This window comes from Dokdonella sp. (genome assembly GCF_044227025.1).
Lineage (GTDB): Bacteria > Pseudomonadota > Gammaproteobacteria > Xanthomonadales > Rhodanobacteraceae > Dokdonella_A.
Genome location: NZ_JBGAFX010000006.1, coordinates 59,635 through 85,891, shown reverse-complemented (window position 1 = coordinate 85,891; position 26,257 = coordinate 59,635). Strand labels below are relative to the sequence as shown.

At 67.3% G+C, this 26,257-nt stretch carries 24 protein-coding genes; 8 read left to right on the top strand and 16 right to left on the bottom strand.

All coding sequences use genetic code 11. The annotated features are described in order from the left end of the window. Positions 1 to 37: 37 nt before the first annotated feature. The 4 genes from ACILRJ_RS14600 to ACILRJ_RS14585 all read right to left on the bottom strand — a co-directional run bounded on the left by ACILRJ_RS14600 (position 38) and on the right by ACILRJ_RS14585 (position 5,218). Entirely contained in the window at positions 38 to 1,171 is a 1,134-nt protein-coding gene (locus ACILRJ_RS14600) for an SGNH/GDSL hydrolase family protein (protein WP_395683934.1), read from the bottom strand. Then, a complete protein-coding gene (locus ACILRJ_RS14595; protein ID WP_395683933.1) occupies positions 1,168 to 3,324 on the bottom strand; it encodes a hypothetical protein in 2,157 nt (718 codons plus the stop codon). The genes ACILRJ_RS14600 and ACILRJ_RS14595 overlap by 4 nt, the downstream gene beginning before the upstream one ends. A gap of 188 nt (positions 3,325 to 3,512) precedes the next feature. Beyond that, complete coding sequence (locus tag ACILRJ_RS14590; protein ID WP_395683932.1) at positions 3,513 to 4,274, bottom strand: ABC transporter permease; 762 nt, start codon at positions 4,272 to 4,274, stop codon at positions 3,513 to 3,515. After that, the gene (locus ACILRJ_RS14585) at positions 4,271 to 5,218 is read right to left on the bottom strand and encodes an ABC transporter ATP-binding protein (protein ID WP_395683931.1); all 948 of its coding nucleotides are present in this window, start codon (positions 5,216 to 5,218) and stop codon (positions 4,271 to 4,273) included. Before ACILRJ_RS14585 ends, ACILRJ_RS14590 begins: the two co-directional genes overlap by 4 nt. A 233-nt stretch (positions 5,219 to 5,451) precedes the next feature. Here ACILRJ_RS14585 and ACILRJ_RS14580 point away from each other — a divergent pair, with 233 nt between their 5' ends. Both ACILRJ_RS14580 and ACILRJ_RS14575 read left to right on the top strand, forming a co-directional pair. Then, on the top strand, positions 5,452 to 5,832 hold the full coding sequence (locus ACILRJ_RS14580; RefSeq protein ID WP_395683930.1) for a hypothetical protein: 381 nt from the start codon (positions 5,452 to 5,454) through the stop codon (positions 5,830 to 5,832). Continuing rightward, entirely contained in the window at positions 5,825 to 6,418 is a 594-nt protein-coding gene (locus tag ACILRJ_RS14575) for a low affinity iron permease family protein (RefSeq protein ID WP_395683929.1), read from the top strand. Before ACILRJ_RS14580 ends, ACILRJ_RS14575 begins: the two co-directional genes overlap by 8 nt. A 1-nt stretch (position 6,419) precedes the next feature. Here ACILRJ_RS14575 and ACILRJ_RS14570 read toward each other — a convergent pair whose 3' ends face one another. Next, entirely contained in the window at positions 6,420 to 6,896 is a 477-nt protein-coding gene (locus ACILRJ_RS14570; protein ID WP_395683928.1) for a hypothetical protein, read from the bottom strand. Positions 6,897 to 7,215: 319 nt separating this feature from the next. Between ACILRJ_RS14570 and ACILRJ_RS14565 the strand changes: the two genes are divergently transcribed. Continuing rightward, entirely contained in the window at positions 7,216 to 7,560 is a 345-nt protein-coding gene (locus ACILRJ_RS14565) for a hypothetical protein (RefSeq protein WP_395683927.1), read from the top strand. A 176-nt stretch (positions 7,561 to 7,736) separates the two neighbouring features. Here ACILRJ_RS14565 and ACILRJ_RS14560 read toward each other — a convergent pair whose 3' ends face one another. Further along, positions 7,737 to 8,624 carry a hypothetical protein gene (locus tag ACILRJ_RS14560; RefSeq protein ID WP_395683926.1) on the bottom strand — a complete coding sequence of 296 codons (888 nt, stop codon included), beginning with the start codon at positions 8,622 to 8,624 and terminating at the stop codon, positions 7,737 to 7,739. A gap of 101 nt (positions 8,625 to 8,725) precedes the next feature. Then, complete coding sequence (locus ACILRJ_RS14555) at positions 8,726 to 9,181, bottom strand: hemerythrin domain-containing protein (RefSeq protein ID WP_395683925.1); 456 nt, start codon at positions 9,179 to 9,181, stop codon at positions 8,726 to 8,728. A gap of 254 nt (positions 9,182 to 9,435) precedes the next feature. On the opposite strand from ACILRJ_RS14555, the gene ACILRJ_RS14550 reads away from it, so the two are divergent. Beyond that, positions 9,436 to 10,512 (top strand): hypothetical protein, encoded by a 1,077-nt coding sequence (locus ACILRJ_RS14550; RefSeq protein WP_395683924.1) that lies wholly within the window; start codon positions 9,436 to 9,438, stop codon positions 10,510 to 10,512. Positions 10,513 to 10,632: 120 nt separating this feature from the next. Here the strand turns inward: ACILRJ_RS14550 and ACILRJ_RS14545 are convergent, their stop codons facing one another. From ACILRJ_RS14545 to ACILRJ_RS14510, 8 genes are all read right to left on the bottom strand, one after another. Then, positions 10,633 to 10,992, bottom strand: coding sequence for a hypothetical protein (locus ACILRJ_RS14545; RefSeq protein ID WP_395683923.1), 360 nt, complete (start codon positions 10,990 to 10,992; stop codon positions 10,633 to 10,635). 71 nt (positions 10,993 to 11,063) lie between these two features. Next, positions 11,064 to 11,459 (bottom strand): roadblock/LC7 domain-containing protein, encoded by a 396-nt coding sequence (locus ACILRJ_RS14540; RefSeq protein WP_395683922.1) that lies wholly within the window; start codon positions 11,457 to 11,459, stop codon positions 11,064 to 11,066. Further along, on the bottom strand, positions 11,456 to 12,016 hold the full coding sequence (locus ACILRJ_RS14535) for a GTP-binding protein (protein ID WP_395683921.1): 561 nt from the start codon (positions 12,014 to 12,016) through the stop codon (positions 11,456 to 11,458). The genes ACILRJ_RS14540 and ACILRJ_RS14535 overlap by 4 nt, the downstream gene beginning before the upstream one ends. Further along, entirely contained in the window at positions 12,013 to 12,945 is a 933-nt protein-coding gene (locus ACILRJ_RS14530) for a hypothetical protein (RefSeq protein WP_395683920.1), read from the bottom strand. The genes ACILRJ_RS14535 and ACILRJ_RS14530 overlap by 4 nt, the downstream gene beginning before the upstream one ends. 1,152 nt (positions 12,946 to 14,097) lie before the next feature. Beyond that, positions 14,098 to 15,834: an amidohydrolase family protein gene (locus ACILRJ_RS14525; protein ID WP_395683919.1), complete on the bottom strand. Its 1,737-nt coding sequence runs from the start codon at positions 15,832 to 15,834 to the stop codon at positions 14,098 to 14,100. A gap of 157 nt (positions 15,835 to 15,991) precedes the next feature. Further along, a complete protein-coding gene (locus ACILRJ_RS14520; RefSeq protein WP_395683918.1) occupies positions 15,992 to 17,725 on the bottom strand; it encodes an ATP-dependent Clp protease adaptor ClpS in 1,734 nt (577 codons plus the stop codon). A gap of 241 nt (positions 17,726 to 17,966) precedes the next feature. Further along, positions 17,967 to 19,520, bottom strand: coding sequence for an ABC-2 transporter permease (locus tag ACILRJ_RS14515; protein ID WP_395683917.1), 1,554 nt, complete (start codon positions 19,518 to 19,520; stop codon positions 17,967 to 17,969). Between the two features lies 1 nt (position 19,521). Further along, entirely contained in the window at positions 19,522 to 20,403 is an 882-nt protein-coding gene (locus tag ACILRJ_RS14510) for an ABC transporter ATP-binding protein (protein WP_395683916.1), read from the bottom strand. Positions 20,404 to 20,719: 316 nt separating this feature from the next. On the opposite strand from ACILRJ_RS14510, the gene ACILRJ_RS14505 reads away from it, so the two are divergent. The 3 genes from ACILRJ_RS14505 (at position 20,720) to ACILRJ_RS14495 (ending at position 23,186) form a co-directional block, all read left to right on the top strand. Beyond that, the gene (locus ACILRJ_RS14505; RefSeq protein WP_395683915.1) at positions 20,720 to 21,202 is read left to right on the top strand and encodes a hypothetical protein; all 483 of its coding nucleotides are present in this window, start codon (positions 20,720 to 20,722) and stop codon (positions 21,200 to 21,202) included. Continuing rightward, positions 21,192 to 21,605 carry a hypothetical protein gene (locus ACILRJ_RS14500; RefSeq protein WP_395683914.1) on the top strand — a complete coding sequence of 138 codons (414 nt, stop codon included), beginning with the start codon at positions 21,192 to 21,194 and terminating at the stop codon, positions 21,603 to 21,605. Before ACILRJ_RS14505 ends, ACILRJ_RS14500 begins: the two co-directional genes overlap by 11 nt. A 144-nt stretch (positions 21,606 to 21,749) precedes the next feature. Beyond that, a complete protein-coding gene (locus ACILRJ_RS14495; protein ID WP_395683913.1) occupies positions 21,750 to 23,186 on the top strand; it encodes a hypothetical protein in 1,437 nt (478 codons plus the stop codon). Positions 23,187 to 23,255: 69 nt separating this feature from the next. On the opposite strand, the gene ACILRJ_RS14490 is transcribed toward ACILRJ_RS14495, so the two are convergent. After that, positions 23,256 to 24,716 carry a M48 family metalloprotease gene (locus ACILRJ_RS14490; protein WP_395683912.1) on the bottom strand — a complete coding sequence of 487 codons (1,461 nt, stop codon included), beginning with the start codon at positions 24,714 to 24,716 and terminating at the stop codon, positions 23,256 to 23,258. 254 nt (positions 24,717 to 24,970) lie between these two features. On the opposite strand from ACILRJ_RS14490, the gene ACILRJ_RS14485 reads away from it, so the two are divergent. After that, positions 24,971 to 26,254: a choice-of-anchor Q domain-containing protein gene (locus tag ACILRJ_RS14485; protein ID WP_395683911.1), complete on the top strand. Its 1,284-nt coding sequence runs from the start codon at positions 24,971 to 24,973 to the stop codon at positions 26,252 to 26,254. Positions 26,255 to 26,257 lie beyond the last annotated feature (3 nt).

Here is a 26,257-nt window from a genome sequence, read left to right as displayed (position 1 = left end):
CAGGGAACCGGCCGACCACCACGCGCAACGGGATCGATCAGGGGTACAGCGGACGCACTGCATCGGCCCACAGCTGGTTCATCGAACGCGAACCGGCGTCGTTCGGATGCACGCCGTCGTACAGCTGGTCCGGATGGGCGAGGAACCACGCATACAGGTCCGGCGCGGCGCCGAGCCCGAGTTCTCCGACGACCGCATCGACCTGCGCGTTGTATGGAGCGAGGTACGCCTCGCCGCCGGTCTTGTACGGGATGCGCGGCACGAATACGGTCTTGCCCGCTGCCTGCAGCGTCGCGACGATGAAGCGCAGCCGCTCGCCGAATGCAGGCGCGAACTGCGGATCTTCGTTGGCCGAATCGTTGGTGCCGTAGGAGATCACCCAGTTCTGGAAATGCGGATGGATCGCCAGCCATTCGTCGATGCGCGCGACGCCATCGACGGTGCTGGTGCCGCCGACGCCTGCCCCGATCATGAGCGGGAAGAACGCCGGCGAGACGGTGTGCACGCGTTCGGGGAAATTGCCTTCGAACAGGCCGCGATGGAACGCCGCGGCGGTGATCGAGTCGCCGACGAACATCCAGCTGTCGGCGTTGCCGGTGCTGGCGTCCTGCACGTCGATCTCGTCGATCGAGATCGCCTGCCCGACATCGTGCGCGCGGGTCACGACGAAGCGCACCCATTGCTGCCCGGCGAATGCGAACGGATGCGCGCGCGCCTCGACGCCGTTGTCGACGACGGTCACCGCCGTCGTCCAGGTGCCGTCCGCGCCATTGCTGGAATTCGCCGAGGTCTCGATGCGGTAGTGCGTAGGCAGGTTGCTGCCCGGGTACGCGACCCAGTTCAGCATCGCGCGCGTCGGGCCCGCGCCGACCTGGATGGCGACCCACGCCGGCGTCGCGTCGCCCGGCACGACATCCCAGGTCGCGCCGCCGTAGTACTCGCCGTCGTTGACCGCGGCGGCATTGCCGGCACTCGCGAACGCGGGCCGGTTGCGCGAGACCAGCGGCATCGGCGTCGGTGTCGCAGACTCGAAGCCGTCGCTGCGGATGCGATCGATCGAGCGCGGGTCGAACGCGCGTGCCGCCGGCGAAGCGAACACGCATGCGAGCGCAAGCGCAGCGCCGGCGACCCGCAGGCGCTGCGCGATCGACATCGCGCATGCGGCGTTCATTGCACGGCCGTCGACTTCGGCTTGAAGCAGGCGCCGGCATCGAACGTGAACTGCGACGGGATGTCGATCTTCTCGCTCTGCCCGACCGCATCCCAGATGCGCGTGTCCGACCACGGCGTGTTCATGATGTAGTGGAAGCTGCCACCGACCGCGCCCTGGTACGACTCCACGCCGGTGTAGGCGGCGCTCGTTTCCGCGCTCGAGTGGTAGAGCACGTTGCCGTAGGCGATCAATCCGTAGTGCATCGCAAGCGGCCGCTCGCTGAGGTCGCCGCACCAGGCCTGGCGCCCGTTGATGTACAGCACCACGCGATCGTGGCGCGTGAAGATGTCGAAATGCGTCAGCGGCGCCTGCTGGTCGAACGGCTCGAACATCGGGCTGGTCGGATGGCGGTCCGCGTCGAGGCGCCAGAACATGCCGCCGGTCGCGTCGGGATCGTAGTCGTCGATGCCCGCAGGCTTGAGGTTGATGATGCCGTTCTCCACGCCCGCCGGGCTGATGAACGCATGCAGCTGCGAATGCGGCTCGTCGTACCAGGTCGGCCCCGCGTTCGGCGGCGGTCCCCAGTTCCAGTAGCCGCCGATCTGCACGAGGCTCAGGCATTCCTTGTCATGGTACGGCGTGAGCGGCTCACCGAGCATCGGCGCCGTCGGATTGCGGCCGTCCGGTGCGTAAAAGAACGGTTGCGCGACCGGGCGTCCGCGCGGCACGTGGGTGGACGGATCAACGAGTTCGTCGCGCGTCGCGCCGCCGCACATCATCCAGTGCCAGTAGCGCCGTGGCGTCGCGCCCGAGTCGATGCGGAAGAACGAGTGCACGTACTTCGTCGCATCGAGTTCCTGCGGCTGCGTGCGCGTCGAGGCGAAGTACACCGCGCCGAGCACGTCCTGCGCCCAGTCGCCGAAGGTCGAATACAGGCGGCCGTGGCGACGCCACACCTGCACGCCCTTCGGATTGTTGCCATTCTCCCAGTTCGACATCGCATCCAGCGCCGGCTGCACCGCGATGGTCCAGAAGTACCAGTCGCCGAACTGGCCGCCGCTGACGAGACCCGCGCCTTCCGAACGCGTCTCGGTATGGAACGAGGTCATCACGGCGTCGCTGCCGAAATCGTCGAACACCGCGTTCGGCCCGATGTCGAAGATCGGCGCGTTGACCGCCTCGTCGCCGGCCGGCCGCGACACGCGCAAGGTACTGCGCGCGATCACCTGCGGATCGGCCGGCATCACGGCATCGTTGGGTGGCACCGGCTGGCCGATCAATTCCGCCGGTGCTTCGTGCGCGGCATTCACGTTCTTGTAGTCGGCCAGCGTGCTGCCCTGTCCGTTGAGGATCTCGTTGCCGTACATCGCCCTGATGTCGGCGAAGCTGCGGAACGAGAAATGGTCACCACCGCTGCTGGACGCATCGACCGTCGTGAGCGGGATCGTCGCATTGGTGTGCGCCATCACGCCGGGAAACGGACACGGCGAGGCGAGCGCCTCGACGACGATCGTGTACGGGCCGTTCGCGACCAGTCCCGGTACCTCGATCGCCTGCAACAGTTCGCGGTGATGCACCGCGCTGACCAGCGGATTGTTGCTTTGCAGGGCATCGATGTTGCGCACGTAGCGCTGGCGGAAACCCGCACAGGCGACGGTCGCGCCGCGCGGCTGGGTGCCCGCGAACGTGACCGACGAATCCACCATGTAGGCGCGATAGTCCGCCGCGCCCTGTACCGCCGGCACGTAGACGATCAGCGCATCGCGCCGACCGAGTACGCCGACCTGGGGAATGCTCGGCATCGTCGGGCTGGCGAGCGCGGCGGGTGGTGGCGCCCAGCGCGTCGGCACGACATGGCGCGGCGCGTGGCTGAGCGTGTCGGCGATCAGGCCGAGGCCGTTGAACGCGACGGTCGAGGGCGGACCCAGCGCTGCCGGCGTGGTGCCCGGCATCACGGTCGGAATCGGATCGAAGCCGGTGCAGAAGATGTCGTCGACGAGCACGCTGCAATCGGCCGGCGTCGCCAGCGCTGGCGCCACCGAAACGGTCGGCGGTGGCGTGACGATGATGACCGGTGCCAGCAGGCCGACCCATTTTGCGGTGCCGTAGGCACTCAACGACAACACGGCGGCCGCTGCCGTGAGGGCAACCCGCGCGCGACGACTGGCCATGATCGATCTCTCCCCGGAACGATGTGCGACGGGCGCGGACGACATCGCGTCGCCCGCTGCGAGCGCACCCGCCCCCACGGCTGCGCGACGGCGAGTCTAGGCAATGCGGCGAAAGCGGCTTGCGGACCGCGTCGCAGATTCGAAGCCGCGGTGACGGCACGCGGCGTCGCTGCCGTCCCTGCGTGCGCTCAGCTGCGCAGCTTGTAGCCGGTGCGGAAGATCCACCACACCGCGACGAGGCAGAGCGCGAGGAAGCCGAGCGTCGCCAGCGCGCTGACCGCGACGTTGACGTCGGCGACACCGTAGAAGCTCCAGCGGAAGCCGCTGATCAGGTACACGACGGGATTGAACAGGGTGATCTTCTGCCACAGCGGCGGCAGCATGTTGATCGAGTAGAACGCACCGCCGAGGAAGGTCAGCGGCGTGACCACCATCAGCGGGATCACCTGCAGCTTCTGGAAGTCGTCGGCCCACAAGCCGATGATGAAACCGAACAGGCTGAAGGTGACCGCGGTCAGCACCAGGAAGAACGCCATCCACAGCGGATGCGCGATCTGGTATGGCACGAAGAAGCGCGCAGTGACCAGGATCAGCACGCCGAGCATCACCGACTTGGTCGCCGCGGCGCCGACGTAGCCGAGCACGACTTCGATGAAGGACACCGGCGCCGACAGCAGTTCGTAGATCGTGCCGGCCCACTTCGGCATGTAGATGCCGAACGAGGCGTTCGAGATGCTTTCGTTGAGCAGCGACAGCATGATCAGGCCCGGGATGATGAAGGCGCCGTAGCTCACGCCGCCGATCTCGCCCATGCGCGAGCCGATCGCGGCACCGAATACGACGAAGTAGAGCGAGGTCGACAGCACCGGCGAGGCGATCGACTGCGTGATCGTTCGGAAAGTGCGCGCCATTTCGAAGCGGTAGATCGCGCGGACGGCGTGCAGGTTCATGCGGCCGCCTCCTGCGCCTTGCCGTTGCCGTGCACGAGGCCGACGAAGATGTCCTCGAGCGAGCTTTCGCTCGAATGCAGGTCCTTGAAATCGATGCCCTGCTCGGCCAGTTGCCTGAGCAGGGCGGCGATGCCGGTCTCGTCCGTCTGCGTGTCGAACGTGTAAACCAGCGCGTGGCCGTCATTGGCGAGCTCGAGCGGCAGCCCGGCCAGCGCCGCCGGCACCTGCTGCAACGGCGTGCGCAGGGTCAGCGTCAGCTGCTTGCGCCCTAGCTTGCGCATGAGGGTCGCCTTGTCCTCGACCACGACGAGCCCGCCCCTGGCGATCACGCCGATGCGGTCCGCCATCTCCTCGGCTTCCTCGATGTAGTGCGTGGTCAGGATGATCGTCGCGCCCTCGTCCCGAAGGCGGCGCACCATCCGCCACATGTCGTGGCGCAGCTCGACGTCGACACCCGCAGTAGGTTCGTCGAGGAACAGGATCGACGGTTCGTGCGACAGTGCCTTCGCGATCAGCACGCGTCGCTTCATGCCGCCCGAGAGGGTCATGATCCTGCTGTCGCGCTTGTCCCACAGCGAGAGTTCGCGCAGCACCTTCTCCAGCTGTTGCGGGTCGGGCGCCTTGCCGAACAGGCCGCGGCTGAAGCGCATCGTCGCCCACACGCTCTCGAACGCGTCGGTCGACAGTTCCTGCGGGACCAGGCCGATCTTCGAACGCGCCGCGCGAAAGTCTCGCACGATGTCGTGTCCGTCCACGGTCACGCTGCCCGAGGACGCGTTGACGATGCCGCAGATGATGCTGATCAGCGTGGTCTTGCCGGCACCGTTCGGTCCGAGCAGGGCGAAGATCTCGCCACGACGGATCTCCAGGTCGATGTTGCGCAGCGCATTGAACCCCGACGAATAGACCTTGCCGACGTTGCGCACGGAAATGATCGACGGCATGGATGGCTCGCGGACGTCAGGGTGTCGACATGCTAGCCGAGCCGTGGCCCATCGTGCGCGCACCACTGCATTCCGACCACGGGACAATGGGTGAAATGGACCGGCGTGCCTTCGCACATGGCGCGCCCTCACTCGCCATGCACGCTGAACAGGGCGCGTGCGCCGATTCGAAGATTCAGCCACCGTCATAAGAACGCGGCCCATCCTCCGGTGCATGGCACCGGAGAAGCACCATGCCCAAACGCGACCGCAAGGACCTGCCGCACGACGGACATTCACCGCCGCACGAGGAAACGCCCACCGAACGCAGCGAGCGCAAGGCGCGGGAGAGCGACGCGCTCGACGAAGCGCTCGAGGAGACGTTCCCGACCAGCGATCCGGTATCTCCGTTCGTTCCGGCGATCCGCACGACTGGCGACAAGCACGACGAGGACAAGGCGGCCGCTCGACGGTGCGCCCATGACGGTTGCACCTGCAACGTGGAACCGCCGGAACGATGGTGCAGCGAAGCCTGTCGCGAATCCCAGCAGGGATTTGCCCGCGTCGCCGACGCATCCTGCGCCTGCGCGCACGCGAAATGCGGGGGTTCGCATTCCCGCGCGGCGCATGCGTGACCGCCTTGTCGTGGTCGAGCCGCGTCATGCCCGACGCGTCGATCCTCGAACACCAGCCGGCAGAACTGCGAAACCTCAGGAAGCCACCGCCATGACAGAGCGCCCCGTCACCTACAGCGAAAGACATTCCATCTTCGATCGATTCGCGGGTAGCGTGACCCGCCTGGCCGGCTCGCCCTGGGCATTCTCGATCGCACTCGGTTGCGTGCTGGTGTGGGCGCTCACCGGACCGATCTTCCGCTTCAGCGAAGGCTGGCAGATGGTCATCAACACCGGCACGACGATCGTGACGTTCCTGATGGTGTTCCTGATCCAGCAATCACAGAACAAGGACAGCCTCGCGGTCCACATCAAGCTCAACGAGTTGCTTGCGGCACATGAGCAAGCAAGCAATCGCGTGGTCGCGGTCGAGGATCTCGACGAAGCGGACCTCGAGAGGCTACGCACGTTCTATTGCAAGCTCTCCAAACTCGCGGAGGAGGAAGGCGGCCTCAAAGCAACCCATTCCCTCGACGATGCGGAAGACCTGCACGCGCGCAAGGTGCGGACGAGATCGGCAAACCGGCCGATCCGCAGCACACGCTGAATCAACCCGTGTTGCGCAGGAATGTCCTGGAAGGCGACACCCTGTTCACCCAACGCCTGGCAAGCCAATGCGCAACGCCGGCAGGATTCCGGTTGCAGCCGGGCCGCCGCCGCTCGGGAGTGGTCGCGAATTCCGGCGAGACGCCGGGAGCCACTTCGGCATGCATCTGTGCCACCGCGAGATCCAGCCATTCCCTGCCGGCCACAAGGCGATAGCCGGGGAGTTTCGCGCGCCCCACTTCTTCGATGAGGCATGACGCCACACGGATGGCTCGCCGCTCCCCGATCCCGAAATCCACGCGCGCCTGGAACCAGACGCGCGCGGGCAGACAGCGCGGGACTGGCAGGACCACCCATTCGGAGGATTCGAATTCGGCCCTCAACCTGGTCAGCAGGGAATCGACGATGCTTGCGCCGCCTTCCACTTCAAAAATGGCGACCTGTTGCCAGCTTCCATTCGGATTCATCGCAAAGCCCATGAGCACCCCTCTTTGATGCCCTAGACAATGCGCCCGCAGACGTTAAGGCGATGTGATCAGAAGATTCGCTCATGCAAGGTGAAGAGCAGGACGCGGAATTCCGCGCTGTCACATTCTGTGTCCGCGTGTGTCATGAAGGGACATGCATGCCCGTGCACGGAGGCGCCAGGCCCGCGCTGGTGTCGACCGTTCCATGGCACCGTTCTTGCTTCGACGCTCTAGCGCGCTTTGATGCAGCGGCGACATCCGCACTGCGGAGTGCGTTCAAGCCATCGCCGCAACGGCGCAGGCATTCCACGAAGAACAACAAGGGGAATTCATGTCCACCACCAACACGATGCGTGCGGGTCTTCTGTTCGCCGCGCTCGCACTGCCCGTCCTGCATGCGACGGCCGCCGACCAGTGGCACTTCAAGGTGAGCAACACGACGGAATCACGCATCACAAAGCTGCAGGTCTCGGAAGACAAGAAGGAATGGGGCGACTTCGACATCGGCAAGGGCATCGCGCCGGGCAAGACCGAGACGATGGTGTGGGACGCCAGCACCAACAATGAAGGTTGCGACCAGTGGATCAGAGCGAAGTTCAGCGACGGCAGCTTCAGTGAGCCGAGCAAGCAGAATTTCTGCGAAGACCTCGACACGCCGATCGAGTTTTCCGAGTAACGGCACGTACGCGTAGATGCGATATTCGGACCGACGCCGCAAGGGCGTCGGTCCGTCGCCGTCACGAAGATCGAGTGTTGCCGCGGCCTACCGCACGAACAACGCGATCAGGATGATGATCGGAATCGGGACGCCGAGCAGCCAGAGCAGTAGTGAGCGCATGGAAACTCCTGGAATCAGCGGTGGGCGGTGCGGGGACCATGGACGAACACATCGCGATGACGCCCGCCGATGGTGGCGGACAGGCTCGCGAAGAATGCGCCGCACAGCAACGAGATGAACAACCAGATGGCGATGCCGGCACTCGCCTTGCGCGCAGTGTCCGCGGCTTCCTTCGCGTTCGTCTTCGCATTCTCGACCGATTGCTTGAACTGCACGTAGACATCGTTCACGCGTTGTTCGCCCTGCACCGGATCGATGCCCGCGCGACGCGCGACCACCTGGCCCAGATACGCGCGATCGGCGGCGGACAGGTCTCCCGTGGCAATCGACGTCGCGAAGATGCGGCCGACTTCGTCACGGACCTGGGCATCGGTCGAGGCCGGTGCCGGCAACGAAGCGTCCGTCGCAGCGGCGGGAGGCGCACGCAACAGCGAATCCACGAAGTATCCCTGCGCATCGAGTTCGCCGGCGGCTTTCGTCGCGACCACTCCGGCCGCGGCGGCGGCCGTACCCGCGGTCGTGGCCGCGATCTTCGCGCCACCGCCGATCACACCGGCGATGGCATTGGCCAGGAATGCGGCGACCAGCAACGAGGCCACCGCCCAGCTCAGGAAGCCGTGCGCGGTGTCGCGAAAATAGACTTCGTCGGTATGCACGGTCGGCCACTTCACGCGCAGCCGTCCGGCGATGTAGCCGCCGAGGCTGGAAGCGGCGATCTGCGTCAGCGTCAGCCACAGGATCGTCGCGACGCCGATCGTCGTAGCGGATGCGCCCGCGGCGGCCCACGGCGAGACGGATGACAAGCCGAGGCCGAAGCCGAGGATCACGAGCGCGTAGGACAGCGCGGCCGCGCCTGCGGCGCCGGCGAGAACCGCGGCCCAGCTGACGCCGGACAGATTCACGTCCTCGCCCGTTCCGAAGGCAACCGTTTCCCGGCGTGCTGCGGAAATTTCCATGGTCATGGGTGTCCCCTGGTTGGGATTGGATGGGAGCAAGCGGCGGCTCAACGACCTGCCAGCTCGCGTTTGCGCTGTTCCATCTGTTCGCCGAGGGCGGTGAGTTCCGCCTTGTCGAGCAACTTCCTTGCGCGCGGGAACATCTCCTTTTCCTCTTCGTCGGCATGATGTTCGACGAGTTCCTTGAGCACCTTGGCGCGCCCGCTGAAATTGTCGGTCGACGGGTCCGTGCCCAGCAGGTCGGGCAATACCAGATCGCCTGCCGCGCGATGCTCTTCGAGCGCTTCGAAATACATCTTGTCGTCATCGGACTTCTGCCCGGCCTCCTTGAATGCCGGATAGAAGATCTCCTCCTCGATCGACGTATGCGCCTTGAGGTTCGTCTCAATCTTGTTGAGCAGGCTCTGGCGCTTCTTCACGGCGCGCGACGTCGTTGCTTCGAGCGCGCCGAGCAAGGCGCGCATCTCCTTGTGGTCGTTCTTGAGCAGCGTGATGGCATCCATGGGATTCCTCGATGTGGGGTGTCAGAGGTGGAACTGGAGGCAGCGGGCCCCGCTTTTCGGGGATCGACCATGTCACGCGGGGACAGCGCGGGCGCTGAACGGCACGCGCGGGCGCTCAGCACCCGCTCAGCAAGCGGCGCGCCGATGCAGCCATGTCGCAGCGGGAGGCGCGAGCGCGTGGCCTCCGTCACCGCCGGAATGCGTGGACGACAGGGACCGCGCGACTGCGCGGGACATCGTCGGGCGACCGCTGCATGAAAATACCCTCGTCGTTGCTGCCCTTGGCGTTCATGGCGCTCGCGACGTCCGCGCACGCGGAGATCTACTGCGTGGCCGACGGCACCATCCTGCAGCTGGCCCTGCAGGCGTCGGCACAGAGCCCGGCCGTCAACGATTCGATCAGGCTCGAGGCCGGGACCTATCGTTCGACGTCGCCGAACGGCTTTTACGCCACCTTCGGCGACTCCAACACGGGCAATCTGGACATCAGCGGCGGCTGGTCCCCTGGCTGCCAAATCCGCCTGCCGGGGCGGCGCAGCACCATCGATGGCGAGTTCGCCCGGCCCGGAATGCACCTGTACGGCACGCTGTTCCTGCACGGACGCGTGCGCATCACGAACCTCGAGTTCGTGCGCGGCCGCGCGACCAGCCAGAACATTTCCGGCGGCCTCACGGTCAACCGCGGCTACGACATCGAGATCGAATCGAACGTGTTCAGCGACAACGCGCTCGACCATGCGAACAGCACCGCCGGCGCGGGCCTGTTCGCGATTTCCGAAGGCGCGATCAGCGTGCGCAACAACCTGTTCGTGCGCAACGACGCCGACACGCCGATCAGTATCGCGGCGGGTGGCGCGGTGGTGTACTGCTACGGATCCGGCAACGTCGGCCGCTTCATCAACAACACGGTCTACGACAACACCGCGGACGCGGGCGCGGCCGGCGATGTCGGCGGCGTCTACGTCGGCGGCGAGCCCGCATGCGGCTGGGACGTCGCCAACAACAGCCTGTGGGGCAACCCGGGCCTCGATCTCTCGCTCGGCAGCGCGAGCGTAAACGTGCGCTACAACGACCTGCAGAACCGCGGCGGCACCGAAACGCCGTCGACCAGCAGCGGCAACTTCAGCGCGTCACCGCAGTTCCTGTCCGCCACCGACTTTCGCGTCAAGCGCAGCTCGCCGCTTGTCGATGCGGGCCTCAACGCGGCCGGCGGCGGCGTGACGGGCGGTTCCCTGGATGGTGGCCCGCGCCTGGTCGGGCCGCACGTGGACATCGGCGCCTACGAACTCGACCGCCTGTTCGCCGACGGGTTCGATCCTGTTTCGCCGTGAGGCAGGTGCGTCGCCCAGACGCCGGTCGCGGGCGCTGCGAAAGAACTGGAACATGCGATGGCGACGACGCAGGGACCCCCGCCCTGCGTCGCCGCCATCTTCCCGCGGGGCAACGCAGGGTCAGAACTGCAGGGTGGCCTCGACATCCTGCGCGGCACGGCGCGCGAGCGCGAGGTTCGACTTCGCCTTGTCGAGAACGAGGTAGATGAACAGCCCGGGCTTCGTCGCGACCGGACGGATGATGTGGTACTGCTTGCCGAGCGTGATGAGGATGTCCTCGATGGTGTCGTTGAGGCCGAGCGACTTCATCGTCTTCATCTTCGCGCGCACGACCTCGGTATTGCCGGCCGCCGCGAGGTCGAGATCGACGCCCGAGCCCGCCTTGCCGAGCAGCATGCCGCTGTTGGCGTCGACGATCGCGGCGCACATCGCGCCGTCGATTTCGAGCAGTTTCGCCAGACCTTCGTTGATGTTTGCCATGGTTGTTCTCCGAGACATCGGGGTGGCTGCGTCGCGGTCGGTGCCTCTTCCGTCCGCGGCGTGGTGGTGAATCAGGGGTCGAGCAGTTTCGCGAGCGCCTGGCAGCAGCGCTGCGTCGTCCACAGCAACTGGCCGAGCACGGCGTTGCGGTTGGCGACGACGGCGAGCGACATCGACTGCCCGCTGCCGACGCGCATGATCGTCACGGCGCCGCCTTCGCTTTCGATGGTCACGCGGCCGAACTCGCCGAGGCCGGCTTCGGTCGACAGCGCCGTACCGAGGGCGGCGAGCGAACTGCCGATCGCCGCGAAGCGTGCCGAGGCGTTTGCGTCGGTCGCGTAGGACGCGATCTCGAACCCGTCCGAGGAAAACAGCACCGCACACTGCGCGCCGGCGACTTCGCGAAAGCTCTCCAGCACCTTGCGCGCGAGCTCGCGCGACAGCTTGGCAGGTCGTGCCTTGCTCATGCATCGGCTCCGTGGGCAATCGAATCGAGGATGCACACAAGCGTGCGCACCAGCATCATCACGTCTTCCCTGCGGCGCACGTCGACCGACAGCACCGGCGCGACGATGCCGCGGGCATCCAGGCGCGAGGCGAACGCGTCGGTCGTCGGCGCACCGCGTTCGCCGGTTCGCCCGACGCCGACCACGAGCGCGCCCTGCGGCACGTGCGGGAGGAACGCGTCGACGAACAGGTCGAGCTGGACGAGCGCCCCGGGCTGGCTCGCATCGAGCAGCACGATCACGCCGGCGGCACCGCGGCCGAGGATGTCCCACATGAAGCGGTAGCGCGCCTGGCCGGGCGTCCCGTACAACCGCACCACGCCGCCCTCGGCGAGCGTCAGCCGGCCGAAGTCGCAGCCGACCGTCGTCGACGCCTTCGAGTGCGCAGCCTGGTCGGTGTTGTCGACCTCGGTCTGCACCGGCGCGATTTCGCTGATCGCGGCGATCGCGGTCGTCTTGCCCGCGCCCATCGGGCCGGTGAAGACGATCTTGAATTCGCCTGCGTCGTCCTCGCTCATGCAGCGAGCCCGAGCTTGCGGCGCAGGCCACCGATCAAGCGACGCCACCCGCTCGGCATGCCGGCGCCCGCGCGCGGGTGCGATGCTTCGCCACGCGCCGCGTGCGTCGTCGCGAGCAGTCCCGCGAGCGAAGCCGCATTGAGGAAGCGGTTTACGGCGTCGGGCGATTGGCCGGTTGCGTTCGCGAGTGCTGCCGGCGTCCACACGCGTGTCGTCGCATACGCGCACAGTTCGAGCAGGCCCGCGGTCACGCCGAGTCGGCCGAAGTCGGGCCAGCGGCGCAGGCGGTAGCCCGCGTCGGCCTCGAGCCACGGCGCCAGCTGTCCCGCACCGCGCACGCCGACGAACCAGGCGAGGTCGCACAACGGAAACGCGGTGGTGCCGGCCCCGGGGCCGTTGCGCACCGGCCGGAACGCGGACAGATGGATATCGCGTTCACGCAGCCGCGCGAGCGTGGACGGATCGGCGTGCGCGTGGCCGCCACCGAGCCAGATTTCCTCGCCGAGGTCGCCACGCGCGACCTGCCATTCGCCGCTGCCGGCGCGCGACATGCACTGGCGCAACGCTTCGGCAGCAGACCATGCAGCGGTGTCGACCGATGCCGGCGCAGAGTGCGCGCACAACTCCTCGGCGACGTCGTCGAGGATCGAAAGCAGCTGCATGACGCGGAACGGATGGCGCAACACGAAGGGCGCCGGCGGCCAGCTGCCGCGGTCGTCGATCACGAGTACGTACGGCTTGCCGCTCGCGCCCCACGCCGCGAACGATGCGGGGTCGCCTTCGGACGAGGCGATCATCACGTCGGCGTCGCCGACGCCGCCCACCGACCAGGCCGCCTTGGAGCGGCCGGAAACGACCTTCAGCATCGAATGGAACGCGTGCGAGGTGTCCGGCGCGAGGCCGATGTCGCAGATCTTCAAGCTTTTCATCGCGCATCCCTCCGCGAAGATCTCATGTCCATGCAACTGGAAAAGCAGGAATTGGCAGCTGGGGTCCACATGTGACGTTCCTCCTCCGTGTCCGTGTCGTGTCGCCGCTCCTGCCGCGGCGGACGCGGATCCGCGCGCGGATCCTTTCGTCTTGGTGTGCCCGACCCTGCCCTTTTGCAGTGCCTGACCACCGGTTCGAAGGTCATTGCAATGCGTAGGCCAATGTATACGCCATTACATGTATAGTGGATTCGAGGGCAGCAGATTCCTCGCGGAGCGTGCGCCGAACCCACAGCGCCGCTACAGACGCAGCAACATTGATTCAATTCGATCAGTACGTCTGAGCACGGACTCGACGACGGGTCGCGTGAATGAGAAGGGTTGCGCGCGAACGGCCAGGGCCGCGCGATCACGACGATGAATTCGGGGGCGTCGGTCGACCTCCAAACGCCGCCGCGTGTTCCGATGTGACGCACATCGGCAGGACTGGCTTACCGGACAGGGCCACGCCCGTTCGTCGCCGATCGACCATGCCCGCGGATGGCCCATGCAGGTGCGACACCTGGTCCCGCGAGCGCCGCAGGACCGCGGGTCGGACCCGTCAATGCATGGGTGGGTGCGTCGCGAGGTGCATGCATCCGATCGCGACGGCGAAGGACGCCGCCACCCGGGACAGCGCCGTCGGTTGAAGCCGGCAGAGGACACAGGCGGCGACGACCGCGGAACTCCTTGCACGTAAGGATGCTTGCGGATTGATCGATCAGTTTTCGAACGCGCTGCAGAAGACGACGTCAGGCGTCGTGTCGCACGGCACGTTCGTCCAGTAACCGCTGGCCAGCGACCAGTCGCGGTGGCGCACTCGGCTGCACCCGGACTGCACGAGTCGACGACGAGCGGCTGGCCGACGGTGCCCTCGATGGTGAACACCGACGAGCCCGCGGAAAGGCCGCCCCCACCGCCGATGACGTACCAGTCCACGCGGTACTCGGCGTGGGCCGCGATCGACTGCTTCAATCAAGGGAAACGCGAGATCGCGTCAAAACCGAACTTCCCTGCCATGGCTGCACGACCGGCAGGCGGCCACGCGTGCGCCGGTCGAGCGCCACTGCCCTCCAGGCGCCGGGCGACCGGCGGTCGCGCGTCGCCTGCGGGCTATGGGGATGCGTGCCAGCCCGGCCCGCGCACGACGCGCCCCGGCGTCGCGCCCGTGTGCTCGCCGTTCCTGAGCACGGCGATGCCGTTGACGAACACGTCGCGAACGCCATCGGCGAGCTGCGCGGGCTCATTGAACGTCGCGTGGTCGGTGACTTTCGCCGAATCGAACACGACGAGGTCGGCGAAATAGCCGTTGGCGACGAGGCCGCGATCCTTCAGCTTCCACGCCTGCGCCGGCATCGAAGTGAGGCGGCGCACGCCGTCGGCAAGTGTCGCGACCCGTTCGTCGCGCACGTAGTGGCCAAGAAAGCGCGCGACGTTGCCATACGCGCGCGGATGCGCCTTGCGCTTGAGGAACACGCCTTCCGGTGCGTACGCGCCTTCGTCGGAACCGAGCGCGACCCACGGCTGCGACAACCCGAGTTTCACGTTGTCCTCGCTCATGAGGAAGAACACCGTGTCGATGCGGCTGTGGTCCTCGATGACGAGATCGACGATCGTGTCCTCGGGACTGCGGTGGCGTTCCTTGGCGATGTCAGCGAGCGTGCGTCCGGACAAGGGTTTCAGCTTCTCCGTGTCGAAGCCGCTGAGCACGATGCGGTCCGGCGAACCGGCGAGGAAGCAGAGGTTCTCCCAGCCCTTGCCCGGCTGCTTCATCTCGCGCACAACGCGCGTGCGCACCGCGGGTTTTTTCAGGCGCTCGATCCACGCGTCGAGCCCGCCTTCCTGGATCGCCGGGTCCATGCACGCGTACAGGCCCGTGCCGCCGGCCGTGTAGGCGTACATGTTCGCGCCCACGGACAAGCCTTCGGCGCGCGCGGCGTCGATGCGTGCGATCGCCTGCGCCATCTTCGGCCAGTTCGCCGCGCCCGCCGCCTTCAGGTGATACGCCTCGGCGCGCGCACCCGTCGCGCGCGCGATCCCGACGAGTTCGTCGACCGATTCGAGCAGGCGATCACCCTCGCTGCGCATGTGCGAAATGTAGCCGCCACCGCTGTCGGCCGCGGCGCGCACGAGCGCGGTCAGCTCGTCGGTCTTTGCGTAGGCGGCCGGCGCGTAGATCAGCGAGGAGCCGACGCCGAGCGCGCCTTCGTGCATCGCTTCGCGCACGAGGTCCTGCATGCGCGCGAGTTCGGCCGCGTCCGGCGCGCGGTTCGCGCTGCCGAGCACGTACTGGCGCACGGTCGTCGCGCCGACGAACGAAGCGACGTTCGGCGACACGCCCTTGTGCTCCAGAAAACCGAGATAGTCGCCGAGCGAGGTCCACGTGATGTCGTAGCGGATGTCCCCCTGCTGCGACTTCATCTCCTGCTTCAGCGCCTCGTTGAGCGGCCCGTACGACCAGCCCTCGCCGAACACCTCGAGCGTGACGCCCTGCCGGATGTCGGACAGGCCACGACCGTCTTCGATCAGCGTGTCGGTCGCCCACGACAGCATGTTGATGAAGCCCGGTGCGACCGCGAGGCCATGCGCGTCGACGTTGTTGAGTGCCTTTGCGTTCGACAGGTCGCCAACCGCGACGACACGATCACCGCGCACGCCGACATCGGCGATGCGACCCGGCGCGCCGGTACCGTCGTAGAGCATGCCGCCGCGCACGACGAGGTCATAGGCCCGCACCGGTGACGGTGTCGACTCGGGTGCAGGTCGCGGTGGCGCCGCACAGCCCGCGAGCGCGAGAAGTGACAGTCCCGCGGCGATCCATGCGGATCCAGCCAGGCGATGACGCTGCATCTGCACTCTCCCACGCGATGGGTAGCCACAGTGTCGCGGTACGCGTGCGCGCTGCCAAGTGCGCGTTCTGATTCCATCGCCGCGGGAGCCGGTCATCCGCGAGCGTTCATTCCCGTTGCACATCCATTGCTGGCGATCCGCCGCAACCGGCTGGCCCCTACCCGGCCCCGACGCCGAGCAGTGTCCGAGTAAGGCGGTCGTTGTTGAGCGCAAGCTCGCCGAGTGCCGCGTCGACATCGCTTGCTTCGACGCGCGTGCCGCTGGCGCGCTCGATCACCAATTGCGACAGGCGACGCATGAGCTCCTTGATGAACGCCGCGCTGACCCCGTCGGTGCGCCGTGCGAGCTCGTCGGACACCTTTGAATCGATGTCGAGGTCGCCCCGGTAGAGAGAGATGAGCTTTAGCCGGTTCGCGAAATCGGGGGCCGGGAATTCGACGGCCTGGTCCACGCGGCCGGGACGCTGCGCCAGCGCGGCTTCGAGTGCCTGCGGGCGATTGGTCGTCAGCACGACGAAGATCGCTGCATCCGGTTTCAGCCCGTCCATTTCATTGAGCAACTGGTTGAGCAGCACCTCTTCACACGCGCTGCCCATGTCTTCGCGGTTGCGCGCGATGAGATCAGCGTCTTCAATCACGAGGATGGATGGCTGGAGGAGGCGCGCGAGCGCAAAGTACTCCGAAATCAGTCCAGCCTGCCCCGCTGTGACGAGCAGGGTCGTGTGGTCCGGCAGGCAACCAGCAAGGTAGCGCACCGTATGGGTCTTGCCGGTGCCTGGCGGACCATGGAACAGCAGACCCTTGCGGCCGGATTGACCAAGCGCGACGAGCTTTGGACGCAGTCGCGCGAACTGCACGACATTGCGGTCGATCAGGCGCACGGTCGCCTCCGGCAGAACCACCTCGTCGCGCGTGATTGGCGGCAGGCGGTGCACGGCGATACCGGTTGCAAACCCGCGATAGTGATCCTGCTGGTCCAGCGAAAGGACTTTCCCGCGGTACGAGCGGGCGTCGGCGATCGCCTTCTCGAGTGAACGGAACAGTGAGTCGGCGAATTGCTGGCCGATCGCTCCCGCCGGCGCCGCGACGGTGACGGAAAGATGCGATCCCTCGTGACGCGGTGGTCGCGACAGCAGCACGACGACGGGAGTGTTCGATTCGCGCAGCAACCACAAGCCGTTCGCGAGGCAGCGCATCGGCATGTCCTCGCCGATATCCACCTCCTCGTACTGGAGAGGTCCGATGGCCTTGGGGTGACGCCGCTCGCCGAACAATGCGGCGAACGTGATCGCCTCGTAGGAGGTCCCCCCGTGGATACCGACGAGGCGGACTTCGCCCTGCGCGAGCACCTCGTCGAGGGCACGCTGCAGGTCCGCGCGCATGCGCCCGGGAAACGTGCGCTCGACCGCGACGATCTCCGCCTCTGGAATACCCCCGAAGTGCCAGTCGAGCACCTCGTAGACATTGCGCATCACCGAACTCGGTGTCTGCAGATGCATTGCCTTCGCCGAATTGATGATGCAGGCATCGCAGACGAAAGCACCTGCGGACCCGCGGTACATCCACTTGCAGTCCGCCTGTGCCCGCGCACAGAAACTGCAGGCGATCGTCCCGCTCGTGGTCGCCGCGCCCGCCAGACGCACGGTGAAAGGAACTTCCGCAACTCTTGCGCGCTCAGCCGCGACGTCGACCATGGACTGCGCGATCGAGGGTGCGAACGGACCCAGCCGCGCCACCCCATTGTTGTGGATCGCATTGGTGAGCGAGCGCGCCTGTTCGACGTCCTTGCCGAACACCGACTGCAGGATCTGCACCACGAAGTCATAGGGCGTCGTGTCGTCGTTGAGCAATTCGACGCTGACGTCGTCGATGGCGGCGGGGGTATCGCGCATGGTCGTGACTCGAAGACGCTGATGCAGCGGATAGCTTGCCGGAATCCGGCGCGAGGCGAAATCCCGCAAAAGGCCCCGAAGTACGCTGAACCCATGCGGCGCACCGCATCGGACTGCGAGGGCTTCCGCCGCGCGGTCGGCGCAGCCCTCGTCCGACGGCACGTCTGCCTGCTGCGGGTTGAGCGGACCTCACCTTCTCCAGGCGAGGTGTGCGTTCCGCGTGCGTCCCCCGTGCATCGCGTCAGCGCGAGAAGCGCGGCCACAACACGACCACGATCGCGACCAGCAGCGGCAGGACAAGACCGTGCAGGTACAGCAGGCCGCGCGCGTCGGCGAGCACGGCGAGCGGACCCTGCCCCTGCACGCCCGCGTAGGCGAGCACGACCAGCAGCAGTTCGAACGGGCGCGGATTGCGGCAGAGGATGCCGAGTGCAAGGCCCGCGAACGCAACGTTGGCGGCCGCCAGCAGCAGCGCGCAGGCCGCGGGCGGATCGCTCGCGCACAGGTGCAGCAGCGCCGGCGCGACGGCCAGCACTGCGAGCACGAGCGCGACGCCGACACGCGCGAACAGCAGGCGCCGGGCCGCGCCGGCAGCAGACCACAACAGCGATCCGGTGCCGGTCTCGCGCTCGCGCAGCACCGCGCGTGCGAACACGTCGATGCTTGCGAGCCATGCGCCGATCACGCCGACGCCGATCGCCTCGCGATTGCCGGACACCTGCGCGCCCCACGCGATCGCAAGCGCGAGCCACCATGCGGCGCGGCGCTGGCGCAGCACGAGCTTGAGCTCGGCCGCGAGCAGCAGGCCGAGGCGCGTCGACGCGAGCGGTCGCAGCACGCGGTCGAGCCAGGCCAGGCGCCGCCCGGCGTTCGCGCCCTGTGCAACCGCCGCGCTGCGCATGCGCGATGCGGCGCGGTCGAGCGCGGGCGCGAGCGCGACCACGCCGAGCACCGACAGCAGCACCCACACGCCGCGCCCGGCGAGATCGCGCGCGTGCATCGGCCACGCCCGCCACTGGAACAAATGCAGCGACGCAACGTGGTCGCTCATGCCGATGCTGATGTCCGTCGCCTTGACCCAGGGTGCGGAGCGGACCAGCGTCGCCGACATGTCGCGCATGACCATGACGATGCCGCTCGGATCGCTGATCCAGGTGGCGTGCGCCCACGCGGACTTGTGCGGATCGAGGGCCACGCACATGACCACGAACAGGAACATCCAGACGAAGAAGAACAGCACGTTGCCGGCGGTGCGCCGCAACCACGGCACGAGGTCGAACAGCACGGCGAGGAACGCACTGAACGCGAGAGCGGGCAGCGCGATCACGACGACCGGCTTGAGCAGTTCGACCAGATCGAAGGCGCGGTCCTCGGCGCGCACCCATTGCGCCGCGACGGCCACCGCGAGTCCGACCAGCATGATCAGGCCGAACACCGCCATGTGGCTCGTCCATTTCGCGAGCAGGTAACCCGCGCGCGTCATCGGCGTCGCCACGAGCAGCTGCCACACGCGCGTGTCGAAGTCGCGCACGAGCGTGCCGCGCACGAGGTAGAAGCCGACCAGCGACAGCATCGTCGAGTACATGAGCCCGAGCACGAGGCCGGCCCACGCGCTCGAATACGCCGCGCGCGTGTCGTCGCCGAAACCGACCGCGAAGCGCCCGCTCTCGACGCCGGGGAAACACGCCCAGGTCGCGATGCCGACGAGGGCGAGCACGACCCAGAAGCGCGTGCTGCGGCTGCGCTCGCGCAGGTCCGCGAGCACGATCGCGTTGAAACGCCGGATCGCGTCCATGTCAGCGCACGCCGTCGCGGGCGAGCAGCCACAGGTACGCGTCGTCGAGATCCGGCGTCACGGCCTGTGCATCGTTCGACGGCGCGCGCGCCGCGACGACGCGCAGGCGCACGCCGTCGGGCCGGCGCAGCGAACTGCTGATCGTGAACTGCGTGCGCGCCTGCGCGAGCTGCGATTCCGGCACGAGCCACTCCCACACGTGCCCGTGCGCCTGCGCGACCAGCGGTTCGGGCGCGCCGGCGAACAGCAGTTTCCCCTTCGCCATCACCGCGAGCGCGGTCGCGCTCGCTTCGACATCCGAGACGATGTGCGTGGACAGGATGATGAGGCGATCGCCGGCGAGATCCGTCATCAGGTGGCGGAAGCGCAGGCGCTCTTCCGGATCGAGGCCGACCGTCGGCTCGTCGACGATCAGCAGGCGCGGGTCGTTGAGCAGCGCCTGCGCGATGCCGACGCGCTGGCGCATGCCGCCGGAAAAATCGCCGAGGCGACGATCGGCCGCATCACCGAGACCGACCAGGCCGAGGCATTCCTCGATGCGCGACTGCGCGCGCGCCGGCGGCAGGCCCTTGACCGCGGCGAGATAGGCGAGGAACTCGCGCGCGCTCAACGACGGATAGATGCCGAAATCCTGTGGCAGGTAACCGAGCTCCGCGCGCAGCGCGTTCGGCGTGCGCGCGATGTCGACGCCGTTCCACAGCACGCGCCCGACGCTTGGCCGGGCCAGCGTCGCCAGGATGCGCATCAGGGTCGACTTGCCCGCCCCGTTCGGCCCGAGCAGGCCGAGGATGCCGGGGCCCATGTCGAGGTCGATGCCGGCGACGGCCTCGAAACCCTTGGCGTAACGGTAGCGGACCGCCTCGACGGTCAATTGGCAAGCCATGTTGTCCCCGGAAGTGGCGCCAGAGCGCGCCGCACCGGGGTAGTATGGTGTTCTATTGAACTAAAACACCGTGCCGAACGACCGGGTGACTTCCGGCAGGGTCGACTGACCCTTTCGACACCAGACGCGGACGTCCACGTCCCATCCCGGGACTCGGTCTGTGCACGGCCGCAGCCCCCGCGCGCAGGCGAAAAGGCGCGCGCACCACACCGCCGATGGACGCTCCGAACAGGAGCTTGCGCCCGCGCAGGGATCCACGTCCAAACACGCAAGCCGACGGGCGGATCGCGCACGAAAATCATCGGAACGCGCACGGATGGGCCGCGGTGTTGCACCTGAGAGGTGCATGCGCGCATGCCGGAGCTTGAAGGCTCCAACAAAGACTTTCGATCGCCAACGAAAACCTTCGGTGCGCGCAAGCCGGGACTTCGATGAATTCAAGCGCGGACTTGCACGATCGATGCAAAAAGCTTCGCGCGTCGACCTTCGGCGTGCAGTCGTGCAACCGGAACGTTCGCGCGACCATCCCGGCGCTGCACGCGTCGACGCACAAGCATCGCGATTTCCAACCCCACCCTTCCGAGCGCCGAAGGTTTTCCTCGGCGCTCGCAAGGCCTTCCTGCGCACGTCGATCTTTTTCGTGCGCGTGCGCACCATCCTGGTGCGCGATCGAACCCGCGACCTGCGCGATCGCAACCCGGGCCTGCGCGCACCCAACCCGCGCATGCAGGCTCCAAGCACCACGATGCACGCTCCGAACCCGCGCTCGCCATGCACGCTGCCGTCCGATGCCGCATGATGTGCGGCGCACGTGGCGACTCGACAACGTGACGACGGACGCATCGGCGCACGAAATCCTTGCTTCGTTTTTACATTCTGCTGTCATTCGATCACGTAGCTTTCGATCAATGGCTATTGGAAATCTCCTTCTGCAGCGCGCGCCGCTGCGACTGTCTCCCGTGCTGCTTCTGCTGCTGCTGCCACGCACAGGCGCCGCGCTCGACGACGATCCTGCGAACGTCACCGTGGCGTGTCCGGGTTTGACCGCGCACATCGTCCTGACCGACTACGACGGCACGCATGTCGTGAACGCCTGCGTCGCGCCGGGCGGCCTTTCGATTTCCCAGAATACCGTCACGCTGATCGCCTACGACAATCTCTCCGACGGCCTGTTCCACAGCGGTTTCGAAGCGCCGCCCTGAGGCGCGCATGCGCGGCAGATTTGTGCCAATGGCACAAATCTGCCGCTGCAGGGGTTTGACAGCGCGACAGCGCTGGACGAAGGTCGGAGGTTCCTGGTGCCGGGGCGTTCGCCGCCGACACCTGCCCTACTTTCGAGGTACAGCATGCGCAAGCAGTCCCGCGCGCTCGTCGCGCTCGCCGTCGGTATCGTCGCCACGTCCGTTCCCGCGTTCGCCGATGTCGTCGGACAGTCGATCGGCAGCGACCTCGTCGTCGATGCCGGCTTTGGTGGCGGACTCGGCTACACCGTCGTCAACTGGAACGACGCGGACGGCACCTGGGACGAGGCCGTGCGCCTGATTCCCGCCGACAACGGCGCGACCTGGATGATCGGCTTCCATCGCACCGACGCGACGGGCGACCGCGCCGCGATCTCGCGCCTCGATGCGGACGGCGCACTCGATCCGACCTACGGCACGGGGGGCAAGCAGCTCGCGGACACCGGCATCGGCCAGATCCATGATGCGATCCGCGTCGGCGACCGCTTCTACGTCGCCGGCATCCACTATCTCGACACCCCCGGGCTCGGCGATGCCGGCGTCGCCTGCTTCCTGTTCGACGGCACGCCGTGCACCGGCTTCGGCAACGGCGGCACGGTCGAACTCGCGCTCGCGGCGCCCGGCTTCAACAGCGACGCGGCGCGCATCCTGCATCGCGACGGCGCGCTGTACGTCGTCGGCAACACCGATCCCGGTGGAGCGAACGGCCATTCGAGCGACATCGTCGTCGCGAAGCTCGACGCCGCAACCGGCGCGCTCGACAGCGGATTCGGCGACGGCAGCGGGCCGCTGCCGGGATCAAGGGTCTACGCACCCGATCTCGTCGCCGACGGCAACGACTACGCGTACGCCGCCGCGTTCGATTCCAATGGCGCCGTGCTCGTCGGCGGCAGCGCGCAGGGCGATCGCGGCAGCGTCGGTTACGTGCTTGCGATCGACGCCGCGACCGGCGTACCCGAGGCGTCGTTCGGCGACGCCGGCTACGTGCGCTATTCGCTGAACACCGGCGTGCACTTCGACGATCTCTCGATCCACGCGATCCAGGTCGCCGCCAACGGCCGCATCATCGCCGCCGGCAACGCGAACCACGACGACGAATTCTTCAACACGCTGACCGCCGTGCTGCTCGTGTCGCTGCAGCCGGACGGCACGCCGACGCCCGGTTTCGGCGTCGCCGGCGTCAGTTCCGTCGAGGTCGGCATCAACACCAGCGTGACCGACCTCGTCGTGCGCGCGAACGGCGACCTCGTGGTGTCGACGCCGTCGAACGGCATCATGCCCAATCCGTACAACGGCGACACGCTGCAGTCGATCGTGCAATTCGACGCCAGCGGCAGCGGCCCCACCTCGACCGTGTCGATCGAGTATCCCTCGCAGGTCACGCCGCAGGGCTGGCCGATGACGATGCTCGTCGATGCGAACGACCGCGTGCTCGTCGGCGGGTTCCGCCTGTGGGACTTCAACTTTCCGATACCGGATTCGGACCACGTCGTGACGCGACTCATGCGCGACGGAATCTTCGGCAACGGCTTCGATTCCTGACCTGCGTCGCCGCGGCGCGCGTTGCTTACCCAGCGTCCGCGCGCTGCATGTGCGCGCCTCTCGGCGCCCTCAGCGCAGCAGGGCGTGCAGCAGCACGGCCGGCAACCAGGTGAACAGCATCGACAGCGCGATCGAGACGTAGAGCAGGCCAAACACGACCATGCCGAGCAGGCCGGCGACGATCGCACCGAGCGGCAGCAGGATCGCCCATGCCCACGCCGGCATCGCCTTCGCCGTGTGCGGTGTGACGTGCGCACCCATGATCCCGAGCGCGACCAGGCGCCGGTCGAGCGACGGCGCCATCGGCACCGCGCTGCCGCCGAGGATGCTCGCCGCGCCGCTGCTGCCGGGCGGCACCACGCACAGGTGCGCGATCCAGTCGCCGAACGCGCCGGCGACCGGCGCGCCGCGCAACTGGCCGAGCGCGGCGCCGAGCGCGGCCGGATCGCGCGTGAGCTGCACCGCGATCGCATCGGCGAGGTATTTGCGGCGTCGCCACGACAGCGCAAGCAACGGACCGAGCAGCACCATGCAGAGCAACCCGCCGAAGAAGCCGCTGATGACGAGCGGTCCGGCCAGCGGCATCCACAGCCAGGTGCGCCAGGCGGGTATGTCGCTCTCGCCGGACGCGCCATGCGACGCGCCCTTTTCCGGTTCGAACGGATTGGTGAGCTGCATCGCCAGGACGCCGTCGCCAGCGCCCCCACCGGGCCGCAGCGCGTGGCGCAACAGGGCCGCGAACCGTCGCGCCGCTTCGCGATCGGTGAACGAGGTGGACAGCCGCGCGATGAGTCCGAACATGCCGAGCACGCTCGCGTAGCGCGCACCGATGCGCATGTCGCCGTTGGCGATGGAGCCGACCAGGTGCGCCGCGATGCCCTGCAGCTGCGCACGCTCGAGCGACGCGAGCAGGCCGCTCGTGACGACGATGCTCGCGTGCCCGCGGTCGGCGCCGAACGCGACCGCGTTGACCGCGTCGCTCGTCGCGACGCGCACGTTCGGCGGCGGCAGCGCCGCGGCGATCGCCATTTCGGCGACGACGTTGGCGAAGCGTTGTTCGGCGAGCGCTGTTGCATCGACCGGCCGCGTGGAGGCAGCCAGCGCCTCGCCACCCATGGCCTCGCGCATTGCACGGCCAAGCGCGCGCCATGCGAGCGTCATCAACACCAGTCCCGGCAGCGCCGCGACGACCAGCACGCCGAGCCAGCGCGACAACGACACGACGTCCATGTGGTCGATCAGCGCCGACATGCTGTCCGTGATGCTGCGAATGAGATCCGGCATCGGCGTGAGGTGGTTGACCAGATCGAGCAGCAGGCCGATCAGTGCGTACAGCAGCGGTGCCATCAACGCCGCGACCACCAGCGCAAGCACGCTCGCGCAGGCGAGCGCGACCGCGGCAAGGCGTGATGCCGAACGGCGGTGGCGCGCGATGCCGTCGAAGAACGATTCGCGTTCGGCCGGCGTGAACGCAGGCAGCGTGGCCCTGCCAAGCGAGGCGTCGGAGGAGGGATCGGTGGATGCACGCATGCAGGGACGATCCGCGAAGAGCAGCGGCGAGTGTGCCGCGTCTGCCACTGTACGGTAAACGCTGCGCCGCGCGCCTGAAGCGCCTCGCGCTTCGCGCTTCGCGCCAGCATGCAGCCGACTCCCCGTCAGCGGCGCGTGGCCGTATTGTCCGCCGTTTCCTGTTGATCCTTTCGAACGTGCGGCGCACTTGCGCCGGCGCGCGCATGCGGCGTCATTGCGACCGCCGATGAATCCATTGAATCGGGAGACAGCTCGTGAACCGCCGTTCGATACTCCTTGCGATGGCTGGCGTCGTGCTGGCGGGACTGCTGCCCCTGCGCAACGCACGCGCGGACGTCACCTTCGTGGTCGACAACGTCGTCGACCGCATCGACGACAACACCGCGGACGGCCTCTGCCACACCAGTGCCGGCACCTGTTCGCTGCGCGCGGCGATCATGCAGGCCAACCACCTGGACGTCCCGGCAGTGCGCATCGAGGTACCTGCCGGTACCTACACGATCACCATTCCGCGCAGCGGCGCGGACTTCGACGCCGAGGACAGCGGCGATCTCGACATGAAACCGCTGAATGGCAACCAGCGCGTGTTCATCCATGGCGCCGGCGCCGCGAACACGATCATCGACGGCAACCACACCGAGCGCGTGTTGTTCGTCAGTAACGGCGCCCGCACGACGATCGCACGCCTGACCATACGCAACGGAGCCACGCTGTCCGGTGGCGGCATCAGCAATTTCGGCGAATTGACGGTGCTCGAGAGCGTCGTCGAAGGCAACGAGGGCGCCGACGGCGGCGGCATCTACAGCTCGGGCACATTGACCGTCGAGCGCAGCACGATCCGATCGAACATCGCCACCCGCGGCGGCGGCTTGTACCTGACCGGTCCAAGCAGGTTGCGCGGCTCCACCGTGCACAACAATGGCGCGAACGACGGCGGCGGCATACATGCCACGAGCCAGCCGCTCTACCTCGTCAACAGCACCGTGAGCACGAACTACGCGAACACGAACGGTGGCGGCATTTACAGCGCGGGCACCACCAGCCTGTACAACGCCTCGGTGATCAACAACGACGCCGACCATGATCGCGACGAGAACGGCGGCATCGGCGGCGGCGTGTATGTCGCCTCGGGAACCTTCGGCATCAGCAATACGCTGATCGCGCAGAACACCATCCTCGATGCACCGATCGACGACGACTGCAACGGCTTCGTCGTCGCGTTCGGCTGGAACCTGTTCGGCGAGACCGACGGCTGCGCGTTCGGCGGCATGGGGGCGGCCAGCGTTGGACGGGTGTCCGCATCGACCATCGGCCCGCTGCAGGCCAACGGGGGTCCCACGTCGACGCATGCGCTGCTCGCCGGCAGCCAGGCGATCGACACCGTCTTCGCCGCGGACGGATGCTACGACGAGAACCTCGCGCGCTTGTCGATCGACCAGCGCGGCGCACTGCGCCCCGCGGGCGCGCGCTGCGATGTCGGCGCCTACGAATACGACGCGCTGTTCGACGTCCTGTTCCAGGACGGCTTCCAACACTGAGCC